This window comes from Polaromonas sp. AET17H-212 (genome assembly GCF_002379085.1).
In the GTDB taxonomy this organism is placed as follows: domain Bacteria; phylum Pseudomonadota; class Gammaproteobacteria; order Burkholderiales; family Burkholderiaceae_C; genus Polaromonas.
In genome coordinates this window covers 23,422-47,918 of sequence record NZ_NBZW01000003.1, presented here as the reverse complement: position 1 = coordinate 47,918, position 24,497 = coordinate 23,422, and the positions used below count along the sequence as shown (strand labels likewise).

Below are 24,497 nucleotides of genomic sequence, written 5' to 3'. Positions count from 1 at the left end.
CCCCCGCAGCGGACGCAATTGGGCCAGAATCAGGCATGACCTTTGCCCATACCCTGCCCTCTTCCGACCTGTCCGCCCCGGCCCTGGCGCTTGCGCAAACGCTGGTGCGCATGAACACCGTCAGCCGCAACTCCAACCTGGAGCTGATCCATTTCGTGCGCGACACGCTGAAAAAATCCGGCGTGGCCAGCCGCATCACCTGGAACGCCGATAAAACCAAGGCCAACCTGTTTGCCACGCTGGGAGAAGGCAAACCTGCCGGGGTGATCCTGTCGGGCCACACCGACACCGTGCCCTGGGACGGTCAAGACTGGTCGGTCGACCCGCTGTCGGCCCTGGTCCGCGACGGCAAGCTCTATGGGCGCGGCAGCGCCGACATGAAAAGTTTCATCGCGCTGGCGCTGGCCCAGGCAGACGCCTTTTTGAACAGCCCCGCGCCTTTTGCGATTCACCTGGCGCTCAGCTACGACGAGGAGGTCGGCTGTTTCGGCGTGCGGGAGCTGGTGGCCGACATGAAGGACGCCGGCATTGCGCCGCTGGCCTGCATCGTGGGGGAGCCCACCAGCATGGTGCCGGCCATCGCCCACAAGGGTGTTTACCGCTACAAGTGCTGTGTGCGCGGCAAGGAAGCGCATTCGTCGCTGACACCGCAATCGGTCAACGCCATCGAGATGGCCGCGCGGGTGGTGGGCAAGCTGCGCGACATGGCCGAAGGTTTCGAGCGCAACGAGCCGCGTTATGAAGGTTTCGATGTGCCCTTCAGCACGGCCAGCGTTGGCCAGTTCCACGGCGGCATTGCCGACAATGTGGTGCCGCGTGATGCCGAGTTCCGCTACGAATTTAGGGACCTGCCCACGGCCGACGCGGCCGCGATGCAAAAAGAGGTACTGGCCTATGCCCGGCAAGCGGAACCAGCTATGAAAAAGATAGCACCCGAGGCCGGCTTCAGCTTCGAGACGATTTGCGAAGTTCCGAGTTTTCTGGGGTCGGCCAATGACGCGGTGACGCGGCTGGCGCAGCGCCTGAGCGGCGAGTCACGCACCACGCAGGTGGCGTTTGGCACCGAGGCCGGCATCTTCAAGAACTCCGGCATTTCCACCGTGGTCTGCGGGCCCGGCAGCATCACGCAGGCGCACCAGCCCGATGAGTTTGTCAGCCTGGAACAACTCGCACGCTGCGAGGCCTTTCTGCGCGGGCTGGCCGCGACGACCACCATCGCCTGACATGCTGGTCACCCGGTCAGCATGAAAAAAGCGCCTGAACCATCAGGCGCTTTTTTTTCAGGCGGTGAGGCAGGCGAACCTCAGGTGCGCACACGCCCGTCGCCGGTCAACATGGACAACTCCACAAAGTTCGAGGCCACATGGTCGGTCGGTGAGAAGGACACGGAAAAGCCGCCCAGCGACTGGCTGCCCAGGCCCTCCAGGCCGGCAATCAATGACTCGCGGCTGAGCTTGCCGCTGGCGCGCTTGAGGCCCTCGACCAACAGTTTCGCGGCCACATACCCTTCCATGCTGGAGAAGTTGACCTGGGCATCCTTGCCGGCCGCCTTGACGGCATCGGCAAACTCGCGCGCGATCGGGCGCGCCGCGTTGTAGGGCGACGGCATGACCTGGGACACCACCACACCGGCACCGTCCTTGCCCAGCTCGTCGGCCAGCGCCTGCGTGCCGACAAAAGACACGTTGTAGAACGTGCCGCCATACCCGGCCTTGCGTGCAGCGCGAATGAAGGCGGCACAGGATTTGTAGGCGCTGATCTGCACCACGGCATCGGGGGCCGCGGCGACCAGGGTCTGGACTGCCTTGGCCACATCGACGGAATTGCGCTCCACCGTGGCCTGCGCCACCGCTTTGAGCCCCAGGCCGTTCAGGGCCAAGGTGACGCCGTCCAGACCGGCCTTGCCGTAAGCGTCGTTCTGGTAGAACACCGCGATTTTTTTCAGACCCAGGCTGGTCAGCTGCTTGACGATCAGACCGGTCTCGTCGTTGTACGACGCGCGGACGTGAAAGGCGTATTTGTTGAACGGCTCGCGCAGGCCCATGGCGCCGGTGAACGGGGCAATAAAAGGCACCTTGTCCTTGACCGCCAGCGGCAGGGCCGCCAGGCTGGTCGGGGTACCGATGTAGCCAAACAGCGCAAACACGTCGTCGGCAATCAGCTTGCGGGTGTTCTCGGCGCAGCGGTCCGGCTCGTAACCGTCGTCCAGGTTGCGGATTTCAATCTGGCGCTTGCCCACGCCGCCCTGGGCGTTGACCTGGTCAAAACAGACCTTGGCCCCCTGGTAAAACTGGATGCCCAGTTGCGCGGCAGGACCGGTAAAGGCGGCCGACTGGCCAAGGATGATCTTGCTGTCGGACTGGGCCCGGGCAATGTTGAAGCCGGCCAGCACGGCGGCGCCGGCGGTGAATGAGAATTTGCGACGATTGATAAGCATGCGTATATTTTCAGCATGCAACATGCCCTGAACCTGACAGCCGGATCACCTCCCGCTTCACCCTGCAAGGAATTGAATGATTTGGTTTTAAAAAATCCCAACCCCAGGGGTTAACCCTCGAAATCAAGTCAGAAAACTGACAGCCTGTGTCGTACCTCACCAACTGCACCCTACTCCCTGACCCGCCCCTGCGAGTCGATCAAGCCCAGCTCGACCAGCCGCGAACCCACGCGGTCTTCAACAAAGTGAATGCGAAAGCCGCCGATACTGAGATCGTCCAGGGCCTCAATGGCCTTTCTGAGCTTGGCTCGCGTCGGGTCCTTGCTGATGCGGCGCAAGGCCTCGGTGTACACGCGCGCAGCGATGTAGCCTTCCACCATGTAGACATTGGGTTTGCCCAGCTTGGCCGCGGCGGCGTCGGCCTGCAGTTCACGCACCAGGGCCACCTTGGAGCCATCACTTTTGGGAACCACGCGTGCCACCACCACGCCGGCACCTGACCTGCCCAGCTGTTCGGCCAGCAGGCTTTCGCCGGTATTGGAAAAACCATAAACCGGCCCGCGAAACCCTTTGGCCCGCAGCTCCCGCACCACCGACGCCGCACTCTGCGAGTCACCGATCACCAGCACCGATTCGGGACCGGGCGCCAAGGCCTTGTCCACGCTGCCGGCCACGGCTCCGCTGGAAAAGGCAGCACTGACAAGAAGGTTCGCGCCCATGCTGGTCATGGTCCGTTGCGCCGAGTCCAGTGCAGCCAGCGACTCACCATCGCTGGCATGCAAAATGGCCAGCTTGCGCGCGCCCAGGGCGGCAGCATGTTTGGTGATGGCCGCTGCCTCTTCCGAGTAGCCGGGACGCAGCGAGTACACATTGGCATAAAGCGCGCCGCGAAACTCGTCGGCCGCCGCCATGGGGGCGAACAAAATGATGTCGCGGTCCTTGATCAGGGGATAAGCGGCCGTCACCTGGGGCGACCCGTAAAACCCGAACAAGGAGAGCACCCCCTGGTCGAGCAGCTTCTTGGTGTTGGCGGCGGTGTTGGCAGGGCTCCCCTGGTCGTCCAGCGTGACCAGTTCGATCTTGCGCCCGTTGACCCCGCCAGCCGCGTTGACGTTGTCAAAGTAAAGCTTGGCGCCTTGATGAAACGGCTGGGCCAGCGAGGAACCCGGACCGGTCAGCGCCAGGCTCTGGCCGAGCACGATGGCGGTTTTGTTGACCCCGTCCTGGCTGTGCACCATGGCACCGGCGAGCGCCAGGACAGCTACGATAAGGGTCTGCCCCAGAGTGTGTAATGTTTTCATATTGATGGCCCTGGCTGAAACGCCAGCAGGGCGACTCCTTGTAAGAAAATGTAGTTCTATTTATGACGGTTCCCATCAGCATCTCCCCTAGTGTCAGTTTCGTGAACGGCACGGCCAAGGTGCGCGGCGCCTGCCCGCACGACTGTCCCGATACCTGCGCCCTGTTGACCACCGTGGAAAACGGTGTGGCGGTCAAAGTCCAGGGCAATCCTGAACACGCGCAAACCGGCGGCGTGCTGTGCACCAAGGTGTCGCGCTACACCGAGCGCAGCTACCACCCCGACCGCATCCTGCAACCGCTCAAGCGCGTGGGGCCCAAGGGCTCCGGGCAGTTCGAATCCGTCAGTTGGGACAGCGCGCTGGACGAGATCGCAGCCCGGCTCCAGGCCATAGCGCAGCGCGACCCGCAGGCCATCGCGCCCTACAGCTACGCCGGCACCATGGGCCTGGTGCAGAGCGAAAGCATTGCCGCACGCTTTTTCAACAAACTGGGCGCTTCGCTGCTGGACCGCACCATCTGCGCGGCCGCCGGCGGCGAGGGCCTGACCCAGACGCTGGGCGGCAAGATCGGCATGAAGGTCGAATTTTTTGCCGAGGCAAAACTCATCCTGATTTGGGGCAGCAACTCGATCGCCAGCAACCTGCATTTCTGGCGTCATGTGCAGGAAGCCAAACGCCAGGGTGCCAAGGTCATCTGCATTGATCCGCGCAAGACCGAAACCGCCGAGAAATGCCACGAACACATCGCCCTGCGACCCGGCACCGACGCCGCGCTGGCGCTGGGCATCATGCATGAGCTGATCGTTCACGACTGGCTGGACCACGCCTACCTTGAAAGCCATACCATCGGCTGGCCCTTGCTGCGCGAGCGTTCCATGCTATGGAATCCGGAGCGTGTTGCAGACGTCTGCGGGGTGCCGGCGGAACAGGTGCGCTCGCTGGCGCGTGACTACGGCGCGTGTTTCGTCAATGGGCAAGCGGCGGCCATCCGCCTGAACTACGGCATGCAGCGCGCGCGCGGCGGCGGCAACGCCACCCGGGCCGTGGCCAGCCTGCCAGCACTCATTGGTGCCTGGCGGCACCGCGCCGGCGGCGTGTTGTTGTCGAGCTCGGGCATGTTCCCCATCAACCGAGCGGCCCTGCAGCGGCCCGACCTGCTGGCCGGCCGCCAGCCGCGCACCCTCAACATGGTCACCGTCGGCGACGATCTGCTGCGGGACAGCTCACCGGCCTTCGGCCCCAAGGTAGAAGCGCTGATCGTCTACAACAGCAACCCGGTGGCGGTGGCTCCGGACTCGGGCAAGGTGGTGCAGGGCTTTGCGCGCGAGGACCTGTTCACCGTGGTGCTGGAGCATTTCCAGACCGACACCGCCGACTACGCCGACTTCATCCTGCCGGCCACCACCCAACTGGAGCACTGGGATGTGCACGGCGCCTACGGCCACACCGATGTGCTGCTGAACCGCCCGGCGATCGCCCCGGTGGGCCAGGCCCGGCCCAACACCGAAATCTTCCGCGGCCTGGCGGCCCGCATGGGCTTCACCGACCCCTGTTTTGCTGAGGACGACGAAACCCTGTGCCGCGCGGCCTTCAGCCACCCGGACGGGGACAAGATTGATTTCAACGAACTGCTGGACAAGGGTTTTGCCACGCTACCCGGTCCTGACGCGCCGTTTGCCGAGGGCCGCTTTCTGACCCCGTCGGGCAAGTGCGAGTTTTTCAGCGAACGGCTCGCCGCGCAGGGACTGGACGGCCTGCCCGACCATGTGCCCAATTACGAAACGGCCGGTACCTCGGCCAGCTACCCGCTGGCAATGATCTCGCCGCCGGCGCGCAACTTCCTGAACTCCACCTTTGTCAACGTGAAAAGCCTGCGCGACATCGAGGGCGAGCCGGTGCTGGAAATTAACGCACTGGACGCCGCCGCGCGCGGCATCCTCACCGGCAACGTGGTGAAGGTGTTCAACCAGCGCGGCAGCTACCGCTGCAAGGCCAGGGTGTCCGACCGGGCGCGGGCCGGCGTGGTCCACGGCCTGGGCATCTGGTGGCGCAAGTTCGGCCTGGACGGCACCAATGTCAACGAGCTGACCAGCCAGCACCTGACCGACCTGGGGCGCGGCCCGGTGTTCTACGATTGCGTGGTCGAGGTGCAACTTGACGCCGCGCCAGCACTCTGATCTGGATGCCCTCCTTCCGGTGCGCCCCCAAAACAGCAGCCCTGCTTGCGGGCGTCCTGCTGGGTCTGTCCGGTTGCGCCAGCCTCGGTTATTACTGGCAGTCGGTCAGCGGGCATCTGCAGCTGATGAATGCCGCCCGGCCGGTTGACGACTGGCTGCAGGACAGCGAAACCCCCGACAAACTCAAGGCCAGGCTGGCCCTGACCCAGCAGATCCGGCGCTTTGCGGTGAGCGAACTGAAGCTGCCCGACAACGCCAGCTACCAGCGCTACGCCGACCTGCGCCGCAAGGCCGTGGTGTGGAATGTGTCGGCCGCGCCCGAGTTTTCGCTGACCCTGCAGACCTGGTGTTTTCCGGTCACCGGCTGCGTGGGTTACAAGGGTTATTTTGACGAGGCCCAGGCGCGCGCCGAAGCCGACAAGCTGAGCACGCAGGGGCTGGAAGTCAGCGTTTATGGCGTGCCGGCCTACTCCACCCTGGGCTGGATGAACTGGGCCGGCGGCGACCCGCTGCTCAGCACCTTCATCGGCTACCCCGAGGGCGAACTGGCGCGGCTGATCTTTCATGAGCTGGCGCATCAGGTGGTGTACGCCGCCGACGACATGGACTTCAACGAATCCTTTGCCACCGCCGTGGAACGCCTGGGCAGCGCTCGCTGGCTGGCCACCCACGGCAGCGCCGCCGTCCGCCAGGAGTACGCGCTGTACAGCGAGCGCCGCCAGCAGTTCCGCGCGCTGACGCTGGGGCTGCGCCGCGAGCTCAGCGAAATTTATGAGCCAAAAATGGCCCCAGCCCCCGACCGCCCTACGCAAGCAGCTATGAAAATCATAGCCATGCAGACCTTCCACACCCGTTACGCCGCGCTCAAGGCCGGCTGGGACGGCTACGCCGGTTACGACCCCTGGGTGGCCCGCACCAACAACGCCTCGCTGGGCGCGCTGGCCGCCTATGATGAACTGGTACCGGGCTTCGAGGCGCTGTTTGCGCGCGAAGGCAGCGACTGGCCGCGGTTTTATGATGCGGTCAGGCGGCTGGCCGCCCTGCCCAAACAGGAGCGGCACGACGCCCTCCGCCCTTCCCTCACGACGCAAAGCAAGGAAACACCGCATGGCTGACATCCATATCGAACGCGAGCACAGCCTGGGCCTGGCCCAGGCACGCAAGATCGCCTTCCAGTGGGCCGAACAGGTCGAGGAAAAGTTCGACATGCGCTGCACCTACGAGGAAGGCGACACCTGTGACGAAGTCAGCTTCACCCGCTCGGGCGTCAGCGGTACGCTGAAGGTGACCAAAGACGTGTTTGAACTCGACGCGAAACTGGGCTTTCTGCTCGGCGCCTTCAAGGACCGGATCGAAGGCGAAATCGTGAAAAACCTCGACACGCTGCTGGCCCAGAAGGCGCCGGCCGCCAAAAAGGCTGCGGCGAAAAAGAAGGCCTGAGGCGTGGGGACTCAATGAACCTCGCGCGGTTTGACCTGGTGTCCATCCGGCTGGCGGTGGCCTGTGCCCAGACCGGCAGCCTGACCGCCGCGGCGCGCGATTCGCACCTGGCGCTGGCCGCGGCGAGCCGGCGCATCCGCGAACTGGAAGGCGCCCTCGGTGACACACTGTTCGAGCGCCATGCGCGCGGCCTGCTGCCGACGGCGGCCGGCCGGGTCTTCGTGAAACACGGCCTGACCCTGCTGCAGACCATGGAGCACCTCGGCGGCGAACTGGCCGACCTGCGCCAGGGCATTGCGCGCCACATCCGCCTGTGTGCCAGCAGCGCGGCGATCAGCCAGTTCCTGCCCACCCTGCTGGCGCAGTACGGCCGGCTGCATCCGCAGGTACGCGTCGATCTCGAAGAGCAGGTGTCGCAAGCCGTGGTGAGCACCTTGCGCGAGGGCCGGGCCGACGTCGCCGTGTTTGTCGAGGGGCCCGACACCAGCGGCCTGGCCACGCGGCTGTTTCGCGAGGACGAGCTGGTGCTGGTGTTGCCCGCCAGACATCCGCTGGCGGGCAAAAAAACGCCCATCGCCTTTGCCGACACGCTGGACGAGGAATGGATCAGCCTGACCGCCGGTGCCGCCATGCTGCAACAGCAGCAGCAGGCCGCGCTCGCCGCCAGCCGCCCTCTCAAGCTGCGCATGCAGGTGCGCAGCTTCGACGCGGTCTGCCACATGGTGGCCTCCGGGCTGGGCATTGCGGTGCTGCCCAAGGGCGCCAGCCTGCCCATCGTCAAGACCATGAAACTCGGCTGGCGGCCCCTGAGCGACGCCTGGGCGCAGCGCCGCCTGCTGGTGGCCACCGCCGCCGGCGACAACGAGGCGGCGATTGTGTCGCTGGTGGATTTCCTGGCGGCGGGCGCCCAGCCTTCGCAAAAGGCGAAGGCCGGACGTCGCAACAAGTAATGGACGCCGGGTGCCCGGGGCGGCACACTGCGCGGCCATGGACACCTCTTCTTCTTCCTCCGCCGGGCCGCTGGCCGGCCTCAAGGTTCTCGAACTCGGCCAGCTGATCGCCGGGCCCTTCGCCGCCAAGACCCTGGCCGACTTCGGCGCCGAGGTGGTCAAGATCGAACCGCCCGGCGCGGGCGACCCGCTGCGCAAGTGGCGCTTGCTCAAGGACGGCACCTCGGTCTGGTGGCAACTGCAGTCGCGCAACAAACGATCGCTGGCACTGGACCTGAAGACGCCCGAGGCCCAGGACATCGTGCGCAAGCTGGCTCTGGAGTCCGACGTGCTGATCGAGAACTTCCGCCCCGGCGCCATGGAAGGCTGGGGCCTGGGCCCGGACGAACTGCTGCAGCTCAACCCGCGCCTGATCATGCTGCGCATCAGCGGCTACGGTCAGACCGGCCCCTACCGCGACCGGCCCGGTTTCGGCGTGGTGGCCGAAGCCATGAGCGGCCTGCGCCACCTGACGGGCGAGCCCGGCCGCGTGCCGGTGCGTGTCGGCGTCAGCATCGGCGACACGCTGGCCGCGCTGCACGGCGTGATCGGCATTTTGCTGGCGCTGCAGCACCGCCATGCGTCGGGCCAGGGCCAGGTGATCGACGTGGCCCTGTACGAGGCGGTCTTCAACTGCATGGAAAGCCTGCTGCCCGAATACAGCGCTTTCGGCGCAGTGCGCGGCCCGGCCGGCAGCGCCCTGCCCGGTATTGCGCCCAGCAATGCCTACCGCTGCAACGATGACAGTTACGCGCTGATCGCCGGCAACGGCGACAGCATCTTCAAGCGCCTGATGACCGTGATTGGCCGCGAGGACCTGGGGGTGGACCCCGCGCTGTCCGACAACGCCGGCCGCGTCGCGCGGGTGGCGGAGATCGACGAGGCGATCGGCCAGTGGGCAGCGCAGCACACGGTCGACGAGGTGCTGGCGCTGCTCGACCAGGCCTCGGTGCCGGCCGGCCGCATCTACACCGTGGCCGACATCGCCGCCGACCCGCACTACCGGGCGCGCGGCATGCTGGACGAATGCCGCATGGACGACGGCAGCAGCTTGATGCTGCCCGGCATCGTGCCCAAGCTGTCGGCCACGCCGGGCAGCCACCGGCGCAATGCACCGGCGATCGGTCAGGACAGCGACGCCGTACTGAAAGAACTCGGCCTGAGTCCCGACCAGATTCGCGGCCTCAGGGACAAAGGAATCGTGGCATGACACAACGCATTTTTTTCAACGAAGTCGCGACCCGCGATGGTTTCCAGATCGAACCAGCATTCATTCCGACCGACAGCAAGGTGGCGCTGGTCGATGCACTGAGCGAATGCGGCTACGCCAAGATCGAGGTCACTTCCTTCACCTCGCCCAAAGCGATTCCCATGCTGCGCGATGCGGATGAAGTCATGGGCCGCGTACGGCGCGTGCCGGGTGTCGAGTACACGGTGCTGGTGCCCAACCTGCGCGGCGCCGAACGCGCGCTGGAGGCCAGGGCCGACGAGCTCAACCTGGTGATGTCGACCTCGGAGACACACAACCTCGCGAACCTGCGCATGCCGATGGCGCGCAGCTTTGCGGCCTTGTCCGAAGTCATCACCCTCGTCGACGGCCGCACGCCGGTCAACGTCTCACTGTCCTGCTGCTTCGGCTGCCCGATGGAAGGCGAGGTGCCGCAGGCCAACGTGCTGGACTGGGTGGCCCGTTTTGCCGACCAGGGCGTGCGCGGCGTGACGATTTGCGACACCACCGGCATGGCGCACCCGGCCCAGGTCAGCCGCATGGTGGAGGCGCTGCAGGCGCGCTTTTCAGACCTGCAGCTCACGCTTCATTTTCACAACACGCGCGGCATGGGCCTGGCCAATGTGCTGGCCGCCGTGCAGGGCGGCATCACGCGTTTTGACGGCTCGCTCGGCGGCCTGGGCGGCTGCCCCTATGCCCCCGGCGCCAGCGGCAACATCAGCAGCGAAGACGCCATCCACATGCTGGATGCCATGGGGTACGACACCGGCATGGACCTGCCCCGGCTGCTGGCGATTGCACGCCAGATGCCGGACATCGTCGGCCACGACGTGCCGGGCCAGGTCGCCAAGGCGGGACGCATCACCGACCTGCATCCGGCGCCCGACTTTGTGCAGGCACTCCGCAGCCAGTTTTCATGATCGACCACCTGGACCATCTGGTGCTGACGACTGCCCATGAAGCGGCCTGCGTGGACTTCTACACCCGCGTGCTCGGCATGGCGCTGAAGACCTTCACCGGCGGCACGCCACCGGTTGAGCGCCAGGCCTTTCGCTTTGGCCAGCAGAAGATCAACCTGCATATCCAGGGGGCCGAGTTCGAGCCCAAGGCGCACCGGCCCCAGCCCGGCGCGCTGGACCTGTGTTTCATCGCGAACGTGCCGCTGGCCCAGGTCATGGCCCGGCTGCAACGCGAAAACTGGCCCCTTCTCGAAGGCCCGGTGCTGCGCACCGGTGCCACGCAAAAAATCCGCTCGGTCTATGTCCGTGACCCGGACCTGAACCTGATTGAGATTTCCGAGCTGGCCTGATCACTGCCCCCTCCCTTTTTCCCTTGCTTGCCTTTCCCAACATCCCAGGAGACAACCCGTGACCCCGATTTCCAGAAGAACACTGATCACCGGCGCCGCCGCCGCGGCCACCGTAGTCGCCGCCCCCACCTTCATGGGCAGCGCCTTCGCGCAGCCCGCCGGCAAGCCCATCACGCTGGTGGTGCCCACGCCCGCGGGCGGCACCACCGACATTGCGGCGCGCCTGCTGGCCGAGCCGCTGGGCAAGCTCCTGGGCACCTCGGTGGTGGTGGACAACCGCGGTGGCGCCAACGGCAACATCGGCGGTCAGCTGGTCGCCCGTGCGCCCGCCGATGGCACCACCCTGCTGGTGCAATACTCGGGCTACCAATGCATCACGCCGCTGCTGCAGCCCGCCGCCGGCTTTGACCCCGGCAAGGACCTCAAGCCCCTGGGCCACCTGATCGACGCGCCGCAACTGATGGTGGTGCGCAGCAATTTCCCCGCAAACACCTTTGCCGAGTTCCTCCAGTACGCCAGGGCCAACCCGGGCAAGGTGAACTACGCCTCCAGCGGCAATGGGTCACTGCAGCACGTGACCACGGAATTGCTGAAGGACCTGACCAAAACCTACCTGGTGCACATCCCCTACCGCGGCACCGGCCAGGCCCTGACCGACCTGCTGGGCGGCTCTGTCGACTTCACCATCACGACGCCGCCACCGCTGCTGCCGCATATCCGCTCGGGCAAGCTCAGGGCGCTGATGGTGACCGGCCGCACGCGGCTGGCGGCGTTGCCGGAGGTGCCGACCGCGACCGAACAGGGTGTGCCGCTGGTGGCGTCTTCCTGGTTCGCCGTGTATGGCCCGAATGGCATCCCCACCGAAACGTCGGCACGGATTTCAGCCGCGATCAAGCAGGTGGTGGAGTCCGACACCTTCCGCAAACGTGCCGAGGAACAGGGTGCCAAGGCCGTGTTTCTAAACAGCGCGGAACTGGCCAAGCTCGAGACCACCGAGCGCGGCATGTGGAGCCGCATCATCAAGGTGTCGGGTATCAAGGCGGATTGATGGCAGCGGGTTCAGCGAGCCCTGGCTGCTACTACATTGATAGCTGATTGCGAACGTGGGACAAGGGCTGAGGACGGATTTTTACTATTAATCCGGTCAAGTCTGTAGATTTTTTATCATTCTTGACACCACCCCGTTCAGGCTGAGCCTGTCGAAGCCCTTCGACAAGCTCAGGGCGAACAGTAGCAAGTTTTCGCCATGATCTACTGGAACCTCCATAGAATCGCCGTGTTTACTGTGCGGTTGAATTCCATGACAGGAGCGTCCATGCATAAGAACTCTTGCAACCTTAGCGCTTAGCGCCCTCGCGGTCAATCCGGACCGGGCTCAGTCGCAGCGGCCAAGGGATACCGCAGGCTGCGCGGCATCCATTAAGTTAAGTGTCGCAGGCGATCTGCACTCATGACGGCAACTTTCTCCACCTACGCACTCGATTCAATGGGATTTCGAGATCTCATCGACAAAGGCAGTCTTGCTGCGAGCTTCATGGGCGTGACTGTCTATGAGATCGGAGGAATTACGCTTCCGGAAAGCTTTGCAGATGCGCGACGGACTCACGTCGCAGGTGCCAACTATCGAATCGCCCTATCCAAAAGCGTCAATGCGGGTTCTCAGCGCCTAATCGGTGACGACTTCGCAGAGTCCGAGTCAGAATGGCTTAAAGAGGTCAAAGCGACAGGGCCGTTTCTACTCGTAGCTGTAGGACCAACCGCCGTCATCGAATGCGAGGCTGGGCGCATGATGCGAATGCCAGACGGCAGCATCACCACATACAACAGCTTCCCAAGTCTTCGCGAAACTCTAAAGTCGCTCGAAGATGGCGTTCTGCCTCCTGTCGTCGCCACGCTTAGCCAAACCACCGCTCGGCGCCCATCTGCGATCAGATGAGACTGAGCCCAGGTACGAAAGACGGGTCAGCTCAAGCAAGCTCGATCCCCACGCCGAGAAGCTGGCCATCTGGCTAGGAATCGAGGCAACAAAATCTCGGAAACAGCGGCGCACTTTGAGGTAGCTCCACATATTCATAGCATGCTCAAGAGTCCTGACGAAATCGACCTGGAGACGCTTTAAACATCGATTTGAATCGGAGGTGAAATGCACTCACACTTGAAAATCCGCAGGTATAGGCAACTAGTGCAATCGGCAGCCCATCTTGTAGCAGCGTTCGAGCAAAGGAAAGCGTAACTAAAGAGCGCCAGTGCGCAAAGCTTGTACCTAATTGATTTCTAGATAACCGCGAGAGTGTTCTTGCGCTCAGACCGTACCTGGCCGCAATAGCCGCATTGGATTCCCGTTCTCCGAGGTGATCAAAAACATGGTTGCACACTGCGTTCAATCGCTTATCGAATGGTAAAAAAAACCGATCCCCTTGAGACAAGCCTGACCTAAGTTCTTCGTAAAGTAGAAAGACTATCGCCCGATAGCGCGCCGACGTGTTCTCCATCGTATGGCTGTCAAGCTGCCCAATCAACTCGACGGCAAAGCGCCTAAGCTCCACAGTTTGGACTTCGCGCGAAGAAAATAGCGGCTGAAGCGGGTCGAGGTACAGAGATACATAGGTGCAATCGGTGAAAGCTTCCAGGGCATGCGTCTGGCCAGCTGGAATCCAAGCGCTGCGTGAAGGCGAGACAAACTGCGCTTGGCCCCCGCTACCCCCCATAAGAATAAGCACACTGCCATTTAAGCTCACAGCGAGCTGATCCCACGAATGCTGATGTGAATGAAATCGCTCGCCAGCAACAAGCTTACGTTGTCTCCGCTTTATTGGTGCCATCGACGAGGGCGCGATGGCGGCCGGTGCGGTCACGTCGAGCCCTACCGCTTTTGCGCGTTTTAGTCTCATAAATATTGACCCGAATTGCAGCTGCGATGGCCGATTTTCGCACTACTTCGACGGATTGAACAGATAGAGTTCATTCTTCAAAACGTGCTGAATTGCTCGAAAGACGGTTGGAATTGAATCAAAAAATTCACATCTCATCAGCACTCTCCGCTAAAAATCACGAAGGGAGCTACCTTTGAATCTTCCGCTACTGATGGACTTGTGCAACGTAGTTTGCCGTCACTATTTCTCCTCAAATGCAAAAGAGGTAATTTTCAGTGCTATGGATGACTTGGCGGCACAAGATGTTCAAGCCATCATCTTGGGATGCACTGAGATCCCGCTAATCCTTAACGGCGAAACCAGTTACGACAGTATCCAACTGATCGATTCGATTGATGTCCATATCTCAGCTGCACTGCGCCATTCGCAACAGTCAACTGCGATGGAGATGTGAGGCTTTGAGTACGCTCCAAACCTCGGTTTTTCTCGCAATTCTGGTACTGGTGACAGTAAGAACCCTGATTTTTCGTCGTGTGGCAGTCAGCACGGCGCCTGCGGCCACTGCATTGGGGGTCGGCTCGGGAACAGTCCTTGTATGTCTGATTTTTTTGCCCTTTGCTTGGGGTGCCAATGTCGCGGACTTGGGTATGCTGCACAACCTTGCCGGGATCGGCGCAGGACTCGTCAAAGGAGCCCTTCTTACGGCTTTACTAGTAGCTCAGCAGCAATTGATTGGTCGTAGTCTCTCGGCAACGACATATGTATTCCCGGTAGCACTAGGTGCAATTGCTGTTCTCGATGTGATCATGTTCGGTAGCGCAATTTCTGTGAGAGGAATGTTCGCCATTTCTGTGCTTTTCTTGTCGGGAGTAGGTTTCATGATTTTCGGCCACCTAGGTGCAATGTCATTTGGGGACAAGAAGCGGTTTTCGTTCATGATTGCAGCGGTGGTCGGATTCGCTTGTTGCGACAAAATCGGCATCCCGGCTTCTGGCTGGTACATATACCTGCTCTATACTGGCCTCGGGAATTTTCTATCCGCTGCAGTTTTAAAGCGTCACCGTGTACATGTCGGTGTTTCGACCTGGTTGATCATCGCCTTATGCTGGGCCATCCCGGAGCTGTTTTTCAGTTTTGCGCTTTCCGACATTCTTCCTGTTAGCTATGGCTATTTAGCAATTAGTCTGAGGGTTCCCCTCTTGATGTTGATTGCATCTTTTGTGTTCAAAGAGGGGCAGGCAGCAGGGCAATTGGCCTTCGGAGTACTTTCACTGGTTGGAACGATTCCTCTGCTCTTTAAATGAGAAGCATGTCCATGACGGGCCTTTTTGGATAACTCGGCGGTTCAGCTCAACGACTCAATCAAATCCACATACTGTTGCATCGCATCTTCCTGCGACGTGCCCTTGAGGTTGTTCCAGGCATCCCACTTGGCGCGTGCCACCATGTCACCGAAGCCGGGCTTCTTGTCGGTGTTGTCGCCCACGCTGCCCTGCTTGTAGAGCGCATAGATCTTCAGCAGGGTGGCGTTGTCGGGCCGCTCGCTGAGGTTTTTGGAATCGGCCATGGCCTTGTCGAAAGCGGCTTTGATATCTGACATGAAGATGCTCCGTGGGGGTTGGAAGTGGCAATGAATTCGGGTAACTGCCCGGTATCTTAGCCACTGCCTTGCCTGCAGAATAGGGAATTCACCCCATCCGGGGCAGTCGGTGCACGGAGTTTTCATGGTCACACGCGTTTCGGCCCAGGCAGCGGGCAAAAAAGTCGCAAAGAACGTTCAGAAAAACGTCAAACGCGCCGTCTCCGGCACGTTGGGCCTGTCGGGCGAACGCATGAGCAAGGTCGACACCGCCTGGCTGCGCATGGACACGCCGTCGAACCTGATGATGATTGTGGGCGTGTGGTCGCTGCAACCCGGTGTCAGCCATGCCGCCGTGTGTGAGCGCATTGAAAACAGCCTGCTCAAGTACGCGCGCTTTCGCCAGCGCGTGATGGAAGACGCCGCCGGCGCCACCTGGGTCGAGGACCGTTATTTCGACTTGCAGAACCACGTGATTGCCGACAAGCTGCCGAAGGTGGCCCGGGGCAAGGAGCAGGAAGCGCTGCAGGAACGCGTGGCCGAACTCGCCATGCAGCCGCTGGACCGCAAGCGCCCGCTCTGGCAAATCCACCTGATCGAGGACTACACCGGCCCTGACGGCGTCAAGGGCAGCGCCATGATTGTGCGCATCCACCACTGCATTGCCGACGGCATTGCGCTGATTTCGGTGACGATGTCGCTGGTGGACGGCGGCGCCGCACCGCCCGAGCGGAACAAAAAGGAAAGCAGCGGCGGCGCCGAGGACTGGATTGCCGAGACCCTGCTCAAACCTTTCACCGATTTGACGGTCAAGGCGCTGGGCGCGGCCGGCGAAGGCGCGGCGCGCTCGTTGCACCTGCTGAGTGACCCGCACAAAGGCATGGCCGGCTCGCTCGACATGGCCAAGGTCATGCTGCAGGTTCTCAAGGACAGCGCCGCGCTGGCGCTGATGCCCGACGACTCGAAAACCCGGCTCAAGGGCAAGCCGGGCACCAGCAAAAAAGTCGCCTGGTGCCAGCCGATACCGCTGGATGAAGTTAAGGCCGTCGGCAAGGCGCTGAACTGCTCGATCAACGATGTGTTGCTCAGTTGCGTGGCCGGCGCGATTGGCGAATACCTCAAGTCGCACGGCGACGACGTGAAGGGCCAGGAGATACGCGCCATGGTCCCGGTGAACCTGCGGCCCCTCGAGCAGGCCTACAAGCTCGGCAACCGCTTCGGCCTGGTGCCGCTGGTGCTGCCCATTGGCGTCGACAACCCGGTGGAACGGGTCTACGAGGTGCGGCGGCGCATGGCGGCGCTCAAGGGCAGCTACCAGCCGCTGCTGGCCTTCAGCCTGCTGGCGGTGGCCGGGCTGCTGATCAAGCCGGCGCAGGACGCGATGCTCAACCTGTTCTCGAAAAAAACCACGGCGGTGATGACCAATGTGCCGGGGCCGCGCGAAAAGCTCAGGTTCTGCGGCGCGACGCTGGAGCAAAGCATGTTCTGGGTGCCGCAGTCGGGCGATGTCGGGCTCGGCGTATCCATCCTCAGTTATGGGGGCGGCGTGCAGTTCGGCGTGATCACCGACAGCACGCTGTGCCCGGAGCCACAGCGCATCATCGACGAGTTTGTGCCGGAGTTCGCCAAGCTGTCCATCGTGACCCTGATGCTGCCTTGGGGTGACGCCGCGTCGTAATTCCCAGCGTTTTTGGCCCCCAGACCTTCAAGGACAAGCGCCGACAGCTATTGAATTGATAGCAATCGGCGCCGCGATCAGGCGGAGGCGGCAAAGCGTTGCGCGGCGATTTCCAGCAGGCCGTCGAAAATCAGGCCTTCCACCAGCTCCACGTTGACCGACATGCTGGGCGCCATCTTCCAGCCCGCGCCGCCCGTCATGATGCATTCGGGCGCCTCGCCGCAATGCCGGGCGGTGTTTTCCACCATGCGCTGCACGGCGCCGGCAATCGCAAAGGTGCCGCCACTGGTGAGGGCATCGCTGGTGTTGGTGGGGAAGTCTTTCACCTCCCCCGTCGGGACATGCAGGCCGGCGGTGCCGGACTCGAGCGCACGCAGCATGATGCCGTGGCCCGGCAGGATGATGCCGCCCAGGAACTTGCCGGAAGCGTCGATGGCCTCGACCGTGACTGCCGTTCCCACCATCACGACCACGCAGGGTTTGTGGATGCCGCGGCCCAGCAGCCGGTGCCGCGCCCCAATCATCGCGACCCAGCGATCGGCGCCAAGACGCGCCGGGTGGTCGTAGCCATTGGTCACGCCGGCCTCCTGGGCGCTGGAAACGACCCAGCGCGGCTGGACATCCCAGTGCTCCATCTGCTCCTCGACACGCCGCTTGACCGCGTCGCCAGCCACGATGCAGCCCAGGATGTGCGACGGTGCGGGCAGACCGCGCCACTCCTCGTCGGCCAGCTTGTCGATGTTTTCCAGAAACACCGCGCCATGAGCCAGCACGGGCGACCCGACCACCGGGGCCGCGTAATGGGCCCACTTCAGCCGGGTGTTGCCCACATCGAGTGCTAAAAAAGTCATGCCCCCCGATTATGAACAGCTTCCGGGGCCAGGAGCGCCGGCAAGCCTAGAGGTTTTCCAGTAAATCAAGGCTCAAGGAGCGCGCCCCGCAGCGAAGGGCCGCAGGCGCCTCAGGGGGCGATGGCCACCGGCCGCTTGAAATCCACATCGGCCGGCCGTGCGGCCTCGTAGGCGCGCGAGGCGCGCAGCACCAGCGCGTCACCAAACATCGGCCCGACAAACTGCAGGCCGATGGGCAGGCCCGCCGCGGTCAGACCGCAGGGCACGGTGCTGGCGGGTTGCTGGGTCAGGTTGAAGGGGTAGGAAAACGGTGTCCAGCCCAGCATCGCGGCCGGGCTCATGGGACTGTGCCCGGCCGGCCGCGCCTCGAACGCCGGCACCGCCACGCTGGGCGTGACCAGCAGGTCGAAACGCTGCATGAACTGGCGCATGTGCGAACCCAGCGCGCCGCGCTGCAGGTGCAGGCGCTGGATGTCCAGCAGGCTGAACTTCTCACCGAGCAGCGCCTGGGCGCGAAAGTCGGGGTCGGTCAGCGCCTGCTGCGCGGGTGTGAGCGTGTTCCATACCGTCCACGCACCGGCAAACCACAGGCCGGTGGTGATCTCGAGCGGGTCTTCGAAGCCCGGATCGACCTGCTCGACCAACGCGCCAAGGTCGGCCAGCAGCGCCACAGCGCGGGCCACGGACCGGGCCACCTCGGGATCCACATTGCGCGCATAACCGAGGGCCGGCGACCAGGCGATGCGCAGCCCGCGGATGCCGTCTTCCAGCCCTGACAGGTAGTCGCTGCTGTCCGGCGGCAGCGAGGTCCAGTCCCGGGCATCCGGCTTTTTGAGCACGTTCATCATCAGCGCCGCATCACGCACGCTGCGGCTGTGCGGCCCCAGGTGCGCGACCGAGCCGAACGGCGACAGCGGGTAGGCCGGCACCCGGCCAAAGCTGGGCTTGAGGCCGACGTTGCCGCAAAACGCCGCCGGAATACGCACCGAGCCCGCGCCGTCGGTGCCAATGGCCAGCGGCCCCAGGCCGGACGCCACCGCCGCCGCCGCACCGCCGGAGGAGCCGCCCGGGGTCTTGCTGACATCCCAGGGGTTGCGCGTGATGCCGGTGCGCGGTGAATTGGTTTCGCCCTTGCAGCCGAACTCCGGCGTGGTGGTTTTGCCGAGAAGCACCGCCCCGGCTTCGCGCAACCGCGCGGTGGCCGGTGCGTCCACCTCCCAGGGCTGGTTCGCATCCACCGTGTGGCTGCCGCGCAGGGTCGCCATGCCGCGGGTCAGGATCAGGTCCTTGATCGAGACCGGCACGCCGTCGAGTTCACCGCAGGGCTTGCCGCCCTGGCGAAACTTTTGCCAGCGCGCCTCGCTGTCCCGGGCGCTTTGCAGCGCAGACTCGTGCGCCACCAGGCAGAAGGCGTTGAGGGCGGGGTTGAGCGCGTCAATACGCGCCAGCACGGCACGGGTGGCCTCGACCGGCGAGGCCTGGCCGCTGCGGTACAGCTGCAACAGCTCGGTGGCGGTGCAATCAGCCAGACCGGGCAAAGGGGGGGAAGAGGTCATCAGCTACTCCAGTCGTTGCTTGGTCCGGGCGAGGCGGCCTTCAAGGGCGGCGCCGGATCGCGTCGGGCAGGTTTTTCCATGGCAGATCGGCCGGATCCGCCGCCATCGGCCCCGCGGCTTTGGCCACCAGGATGTCGGTCGCCGCATTTTCCACCAGCGGCGTGAAGTCCGCGCGGAAGTGGTTGGAGCTTTTGACCACGATAATTTTCATCGCCTCGGGCGTGATGCCGACCATGCGGAACAACTCGCGGTCCAGCATCTGTTTTTTGCCGCTGCTGACGGCCACCAGCACGCCGTCGATCTCCAGGCAGGCACAGGGGCCGAGGTGCACGGTGAGCCCGGTCATCATCGCGCCCTTGAGCGTGACCTTGCCGTCGTGGACCGCGCGCACCTTGAACGTCCCGGAAACCGGCGGGTCACTGCGGTGTCCAGTGAAGGTGGGGACGGCCTTGCCCAGCGTGGTGGTCATGGTCGCACCCACGCCGGCCGCCACCGCCATCGCGGCCGCCTCCGGGTCAAACATCAGGCCCAGCGCAACCTGCCCGGGAAAGCGCCGCCCGGCGCCCTGCTGCAGCAGGGCGTGCAACAGCCCGGTGGTGTTGCTGTCGCCGCCGGCGCCCGGGTTGTCTTGCGTATCGGCCATCACCACCGGTGTGCCCTTGCGCGCCGCCAGCGCCATGGCATGCGCCACCGCATCGCCCGCGTCCAGCGTGGTGAGCCGCCACTGCGCCGGTTCGGCCACGCGCTCACCAAAGCGCTGCACCGCCTGCTGCGCACGGTCGCCATAGGCCCAGACCATGGGCGCGCACTCTGCAAAATCCGCCGCCGGGAAGGCCATGCAAAAACTCAGCACCGAGCCGAGGTCGCGATCCAGGTCCAGCAGTTCTTCGTAAATGCTTTTGGCCGGCTCCATCCAGGTGCTCTGTGCATTGAGTGGAATCAGGAAAGGCAGGCGCCGGAAGTGCAGCGGCTCGCGCCGCCCGAGCTTGAGCCGGCGCGCCAGCAACTGCGCCGCCAGCTCGCCGGTGGCGGCCATGTCCACGTGGGGGTAGCTGCGGTAGGACACCAGCGCATCGGCCTCCTGCAGCATGCGCCGCGTGACATTGGCATGCAGGTCCAGGCTCGCCACGATGGGCAGGTCGGCACCCACCACGCGGCGTATGCGTGCCAGCAATTCGCCCTCGGTATCGGCGACATGTTCGGCCACCGCCGCGCCATGCAGGTCCAGGTAGACCGCATCGAAACCGCCCCGGTGCACATCGGCCAGGATGGAGGCGCTGATGCGCTCAAACGCGTCTTCGGTCACATACGACGAAGGAATGGCGCCGCACCAGCTGCTGGGCACAAGTTGCCACCCCATGGTCCGCGCCGCCTCGATGAAGCCGCCGATGGGAATGTTGATGCCGGCAAGTTTGTCCAGCATGGCCTGGCCATGGATGAACGCGGGAAAGGAGTCGCCCCGGTTGAATGCCGCCCAGTCGGCCTTGGTGGGGGCAAAGGTGTTGGTTTCATGCTGGTAACCAGCGACGAGGACTTTCAGGCTTTTCAAAATATGGCTCCCGGCGCGGCCGCGAACAGCCGGCGTGTGTAGTCGTGTTGCGGTCGCGCATACAGCGCGGTGGTCGGGCCCTCTTCCACAATTTCGCCCTGGTGCATGACGATCACCCGGTCGCACAGCTGCGCCGCCACGCGCAGGTCATGGGTGATGAACAGCATGCCCAGGCCCAACTCGGTCTGGATCTCGCGCAGCAGTCTCAGGATTTGTGCCTGCACACTCACGTCGAGGGCGCTGACCGCCTCGTCGGCCACCAGCACACGCGGCCGGCAGGCCAGCGCGCGGGCAATCGCGATGCGCTGGCGCTGCCCGCCCGAGAACTGGCTGGGGTACCGCTGCAGGCCTTCGGCGGGCAACCGGACCTTGTCCAGCAAACTGGCCGCCAGCGCCATGGCTTCTTCGCGGGTAGCTCCGAAATTCATAGCACCTTCGATGATGGAATCACCGACCTTGCGGCGCGGGTTGAGCGAGCGGTTGGGGTCCTGGAACACCACCTGCACCTGGCTGCGCAAGGGCCGGAGCCGGCCTTCGCTGAAGCGGGCCACGTCAAGCATGGCATCGTCCCCGCCCCCTGCGTTCTGGCGCCACAAGACCTGGCCAGCGGTCGGATCGATCAGCCGGATCAGGCAGCGCGCCAGCGTCGACTTGCCCGACCCGGACTCGCCGACAATGCCGACAGTTTCACCAGCCGACACGGCCACCGAGGCAGCCTTCAGCGCATGGGTCAGCCGGCTGCGGCCCAGCCAGTCGCGGGCGCTGTAGGTTTTGCTGACGTCCTGGCCGCGCAGCAGCGGCGCGCCCAGCGGCGCCGGCCGGGCCGGCGGCGGCGTCATGCTGGGCACGGCCGCCAGCAGCATCTTGGTGTAGTCGGCCTGCGGCGACTGCAGCACCGCTTCGCGCGTGCCGTATTCGACCGCCCGGCCCTGGTGCATGACCAGCACCTCGTCGGCAATCTCGGCCACCACCCCCATGTCGTGCGTGATGAAGAGCACGGCACAGCGATGGCCACCCGACAGGTCCGCCTGCAGTTCCTCGATCAGCCGGAGGATTTCCTTCTGGGTGGTCACGTCCAGCGCCGTGGTCGGTTCATCGCAGATCAGCAGGGCCGGCTGCAAGATGACGGCCATGGCAATCACGATGCGCTGGCGCTGCCCGCCCGAAAGCTGGTGCGGGTAGCTGCGCACCATGCGTTCGGGCTCCGGCAACTTGACGCGCCGCAGAATGTCCAGCACCGCCTCGCTGCGCCGTTTCGCGCCCCAGTCGGTGTGCTGCCTGAGCAGTTCGTCAATCTGGTCGCCGCAAGTCATGACCGGGTTCAGCGCGGTCATCGGCTCCTGGAACACCATGCCCATGGCCTGACCGCGCAACGCGCGCAGCCGCTGGTCCGAAGCTTCCAGCAGCGACTCGCCCTGCAGCACGATGCGGCCCGGACCGGGCTGGAGTTCGCGGGCCAGCAGGCCCATCACGGCCGTGGCCATGACCGACTTGCCAGAGCCCGATTCACCGACCACACACAGGGTCTTGCCGGGATGGATGCGCAGGCTGATGTCTTCCACTGCGTAGGGCCGGTCACTGCCGGGCGGCAGGGCGACGTGCAGCCTGTCGATGACCAGAACCGGGGAAGTGCTCTCACTCATGAGGTGCGCTTTGAAAATTTCGGGTCCAGCACATCGCGCAATCCGTCGCCCAGCAGGTTGATGGCCAGCACCGTGGGCACCAGGAACAGCGCCGGAAACAGCACATTGCCCGGGTACTGGGTGAACTGCACCCGGCCCTCGGCCATGATGTTGCCCCAGGTCGGGATGTCGGCCGGCAGGCCCAGGCCGAGAAAACTCAGGATGGCTTCGGTCAACACGGCCGACGCCGCCACAAAAGTGCCCTGCACGATCAGCGGCGCCATGGCGTTGGGCAGGATGTGCCGCCACAAAATCACCGGCGTTGGCGTGGCCAGCGCCCGCGCGGCTTCCACAAACGGTTCCTCGCGCAGGGTCAGCACCATGGCCCGCACCAGGCGCGTCACACGCGGAATTTCCGGAATGGCAATGGCCACCACCACCGTCCACAGTTGCGCGCCCAGCGCCGCCACCAGCGCAATCGCCAGCAGAATGGCCGGGATGGCCATCAGCCCGTCCATGAAACGCATCAGCACGGCATCCACGGCGCGAAAGTAGCCGGCCAGCATGCCCAGCAGCGCCCCCACGCCAATCGCCACCGCCGCGGTGAAGGCCGCCACCAGCAACGAGGTGCGGGTGCCGTACAACACGCGGCTGAAAATGTCGCGGCCGAAGTTGTCGGCGCCCATCCAGAAGGTGTGCGCCACCACCGTGCCATCAAGCTGCGCAAACTCGCCGCGCACGCCGGCGGCGGTGTTGATATGGGCCGAGTCCATGGCGGCCGGGTCCACCGTGCCGAGAAAGGGCGCCAGCGCGGCCAGCGCCAGCAACACGCCCAGCACCAGCACGCCGAAGCGGAAGGCGCTGTTGCGCCAGAGGCGCTGGGAAAGAAGTTGCCAGACCTGCATCAGTAACGGATCCTCGGGTCGAGAAACAGGTAACTCACGTCAACCAGCAGGTTGACCCCCACATAGAGCAGGCTGAAAAACAGCACCAGGCCCTGGATCACCGGAAAGTCGCGGTTCAGCACGGCGTCCACCGTCAGCGAGCCGAGACCGGGAATGGAATAAACCGTTTCCGTGACCACCACGCCGCCGATGAGCAGCGCGACGCCGATGCCGATCACGGTGACGATGGGCACCGCCGCATTGGCCAGCGCATGACGCATCAGCACGGCCGATTCAGCCAGGCCCTTGGCGCGCGCCGTGCGGATGTAGTCCTCGGTCAGCGCCTCGGAGACACTGGCGCGTGTGACACGGGCAATCAGCGCCACGTAAATCATGGCCAGCGTGAGCCAGGGCAAGGCCAGCTGGCGCGCCCAGGCCCAAACGCCCTGCCCGTCGGCGCCGAACAGCCGGCGGTAGCCCTGCACGGGGAACCACTCGAGTTGCACCGCAAAGATGTAAATCAGCAGATAACCGGTGACAAACACCGGAATCGAAAACCCGGCCACCGAAAAACCCGACAGCACCCGGTCCAGCCAGCCCCCCATGCGCCAAGCGGCGATGGTACCCAGCGGCACGGCCACCAGCACCGCCAGCACCAGGGTCCCCACGGCCAGGCTGAGCGTCGGCTCCAGCCGCTGGGCGATCAGCTCGGTGACGGGTTTGTTCAGATAAAAGGAGTAACCCAGGTCCCCCTGCAGCACATGGCTGAACCAGATCCAGAACTGGGTCAGCAGGGGTTTGCTCAAGCCCAGGGTCTCGCGGATCTTCTCGATGTCTTCGTTGGTCGAGTTGTTGCCCGCAATCACGGCGGCCGGATCACCGGGCGTCAGCCGCAGGATCAGGAACACCACGACGGCCACCACCAACAGGACGGGGATGGTCGCCAGCAGGCGCTGCAGCAGAAATCTCAGCATGGGTGGACGGGCATAAAAATCTGGAACAAGGCCTGGCTATCCACAGGCCG

At 64.1% G+C, this 24,497-nt stretch carries 23 protein-coding genes; 13 read left to right on the top strand and 10 right to left on the bottom strand.

All coding sequences use genetic code 11. The features are described from left to right. Nucleotides 1–35 precede the first annotated feature (35 nt). A complete protein-coding gene (argE, locus tag B7G53_RS04260; protein ID WP_096664032.1) occupies nt 36–1,223 on the top strand; it encodes an acetylornithine deacetylase in 1,188 nt (395 codons plus the stop codon). An 80-nt stretch (nt 1,224–1,303) separates the two neighbouring features. Here argE and B7G53_RS04255 read toward each other — a convergent pair whose 3' ends face one another. Both B7G53_RS04255 and B7G53_RS04250 read right to left on the bottom strand, forming a co-directional pair. Continuing rightward, complete coding sequence (locus B7G53_RS04255) at nt 1,304–2,437, bottom strand: ABC transporter substrate-binding protein (RefSeq protein ID WP_096664029.1); 1,134 nt, start codon at nt 2,435–2,437, stop codon at nt 1,304–1,306. A 170-nt stretch (nt 2,438–2,607) separates the two neighbouring features. Next, on the bottom strand, nt 2,608–3,738 hold the full coding sequence (locus tag B7G53_RS04250) for an ABC transporter substrate-binding protein (RefSeq protein WP_096664027.1): 1,131 nt from the start codon (nt 3,736–3,738) through the stop codon (nt 2,608–2,610). A gap of 62 nt (nt 3,739–3,800) precedes the next feature. On the opposite strand from B7G53_RS04250, the gene B7G53_RS04245 reads away from it, so the two are divergent. The 9 genes from B7G53_RS04245 (at nt 3,801) to B7G53_RS22435 (ending at nt 12,817) form a co-directional block, all read left to right on the top strand. Then, nucleotides 3,801–5,915 carry a molybdopterin-containing oxidoreductase family protein gene (locus B7G53_RS04245; protein WP_096664024.1) on the top strand — a complete coding sequence of 705 codons (2,115 nt, stop codon included), beginning with the start codon at nt 3,801–3,803 and terminating at the stop codon, nt 5,913–5,915. Nucleotides 5,916–5,920: 5 nt separating this feature from the next. Next, nucleotides 5,921–7,030 (top strand): aminopeptidase, encoded by a 1,110-nt coding sequence (locus B7G53_RS04240; RefSeq protein WP_096664021.1) that lies wholly within the window; start codon nt 5,921–5,923, stop codon nt 7,028–7,030. Continuing rightward, complete coding sequence (locus B7G53_RS04235; protein WP_096664018.1) at nt 7,023–7,355, top strand: polyhydroxyalkanoic acid system family protein; 333 nt, start codon at nt 7,023–7,025, stop codon at nt 7,353–7,355. The genes B7G53_RS04240 and B7G53_RS04235 overlap by 8 nt, the downstream gene beginning before the upstream one ends. Before the next feature lie 14 nt (nt 7,356–7,369). Further along, nucleotides 7,370–8,305, top strand: coding sequence for a LysR family transcriptional regulator (locus B7G53_RS04230; protein ID WP_096664015.1), 936 nt, complete (start codon nt 7,370–7,372; stop codon nt 8,303–8,305). Nucleotides 8,306–8,342: 37 nt separating this feature from the next. Next, complete coding sequence (locus B7G53_RS04225; protein WP_096664011.1) at nt 8,343–9,554, top strand: CaiB/BaiF CoA transferase family protein; 1,212 nt, start codon at nt 8,343–8,345, stop codon at nt 9,552–9,554. Continuing rightward, nucleotides 9,551–10,492, top strand: coding sequence for a hydroxymethylglutaryl-CoA lyase (locus B7G53_RS04220; RefSeq protein ID WP_096664008.1), 942 nt, complete (start codon nt 9,551–9,553; stop codon nt 10,490–10,492). The genes B7G53_RS04225 and B7G53_RS04220 overlap by 4 nt, the downstream gene beginning before the upstream one ends. Further along, on the top strand, nt 10,489–10,881 hold the full coding sequence (locus B7G53_RS04215) for a VOC family protein (RefSeq protein ID WP_096664006.1): 393 nt from the start codon (nt 10,489–10,491) through the stop codon (nt 10,879–10,881). Before B7G53_RS04220 ends, B7G53_RS04215 begins: the two co-directional genes overlap by 4 nt. 58 nt (nt 10,882–10,939) lie before the next feature. Further along, entirely contained in the window at nt 10,940–11,929 is a 990-nt protein-coding gene (locus B7G53_RS04210) for a Bug family tripartite tricarboxylate transporter substrate binding protein (protein WP_255249907.1), read from the top strand. Nucleotides 11,930–12,331: 402 nt separating this feature from the next. Beyond that, nucleotides 12,332–12,817: a hypothetical protein gene (locus B7G53_RS22435; protein ID WP_141396287.1), complete on the top strand. Its 486-nt coding sequence runs from the start codon at nt 12,332–12,334 to the stop codon at nt 12,815–12,817. A gap of 145 nt (nt 12,818–12,962) precedes the next feature. On the opposite strand, the gene B7G53_RS04200 is transcribed toward B7G53_RS22435, so the two are convergent. Continuing rightward, entirely contained in the window at nt 12,963–13,772 is an 810-nt protein-coding gene (locus tag B7G53_RS04200; RefSeq protein ID WP_096664003.1) for an AraC family transcriptional regulator, read from the bottom strand. A 175-nt stretch (nt 13,773–13,947) separates the two neighbouring features. Here B7G53_RS04200 and B7G53_RS04195 point away from each other — a divergent pair, with 175 nt between their 5' ends. Together B7G53_RS04195 and B7G53_RS04190 are read left to right on the top strand one after the other, a co-directional pair. Then, nucleotides 13,948–14,208: an aspartate/glutamate racemase family protein gene (locus B7G53_RS04195; protein ID WP_141396286.1), complete on the top strand. Its 261-nt coding sequence runs from the start codon at nt 13,948–13,950 to the stop codon at nt 14,206–14,208. A gap of 4 nt (nt 14,209–14,212) precedes the next feature. Continuing rightward, entirely contained in the window at nt 14,213–15,058 is an 846-nt protein-coding gene (locus B7G53_RS04190; RefSeq protein WP_141396285.1) for a hypothetical protein, read from the top strand. A 41-nt stretch (nt 15,059–15,099) separates the two neighbouring features. Here the strand turns inward: B7G53_RS04190 and B7G53_RS04185 are convergent, their stop codons facing one another. Next, complete coding sequence (locus B7G53_RS04185; RefSeq protein WP_096663994.1) at nt 15,100–15,354, bottom strand: acyl-CoA-binding protein; 255 nt, start codon at nt 15,352–15,354, stop codon at nt 15,100–15,102. A 124-nt stretch (nt 15,355–15,478) separates the two neighbouring features. Here B7G53_RS04185 and B7G53_RS04180 point away from each other — a divergent pair, with 124 nt between their 5' ends. Beyond that, entirely contained in the window at nt 15,479–17,011 is a 1,533-nt protein-coding gene (locus tag B7G53_RS04180) for a wax ester/triacylglycerol synthase family O-acyltransferase (RefSeq protein ID WP_096663991.1), read from the top strand. A 77-nt stretch (nt 17,012–17,088) separates the two neighbouring features. On the opposite strand, the gene B7G53_RS04175 is transcribed toward B7G53_RS04180, so the two are convergent. The 6 genes from B7G53_RS04175 to B7G53_RS04150 form a co-directional block, all read right to left on the bottom strand. After that, on the bottom strand, nt 17,089–17,862 hold the full coding sequence (locus B7G53_RS04175; RefSeq protein ID WP_096663989.1) for a type III pantothenate kinase: 774 nt from the start codon (nt 17,860–17,862) through the stop codon (nt 17,089–17,091). A gap of 110 nt (nt 17,863–17,972) precedes the next feature. Beyond that, complete coding sequence (locus tag B7G53_RS04170; RefSeq protein ID WP_096663986.1) at nt 17,973–19,418, bottom strand: amidase; 1,446 nt, start codon at nt 19,416–19,418, stop codon at nt 17,973–17,975. Nucleotides 19,419–19,458: 40 nt separating this feature from the next. Beyond that, complete coding sequence (locus B7G53_RS04165; RefSeq protein ID WP_096664592.1) at nt 19,459–20,958, bottom strand: M81 family metallopeptidase; 1,500 nt, start codon at nt 20,956–20,958, stop codon at nt 19,459–19,461. A gap of 5 nt (nt 20,959–20,963) precedes the next feature. Then, the gene (locus B7G53_RS04160) at nt 20,964–22,610 is read right to left on the bottom strand and encodes a dipeptide ABC transporter ATP-binding protein (protein ID WP_096663983.1); all 1,647 of its coding nucleotides are present in this window, start codon (nt 22,608–22,610) and stop codon (nt 20,964–20,966) included. After that, nucleotides 22,607–23,494: an ABC transporter permease gene (locus tag B7G53_RS04155; protein WP_096663980.1), complete on the bottom strand. Its 888-nt coding sequence runs from the start codon at nt 23,492–23,494 to the stop codon at nt 22,607–22,609. Before B7G53_RS04155 ends, B7G53_RS04160 begins: the two co-directional genes overlap by 4 nt. Continuing rightward, on the bottom strand, nt 23,494–24,447 hold the full coding sequence (locus B7G53_RS04150) for an ABC transporter permease (protein WP_096663978.1): 954 nt from the start codon (nt 24,445–24,447) through the stop codon (nt 23,494–23,496). Before B7G53_RS04150 ends, B7G53_RS04155 begins: the two co-directional genes overlap by 1 nt. Nucleotides 24,448–24,497 lie beyond the last annotated feature (50 nt).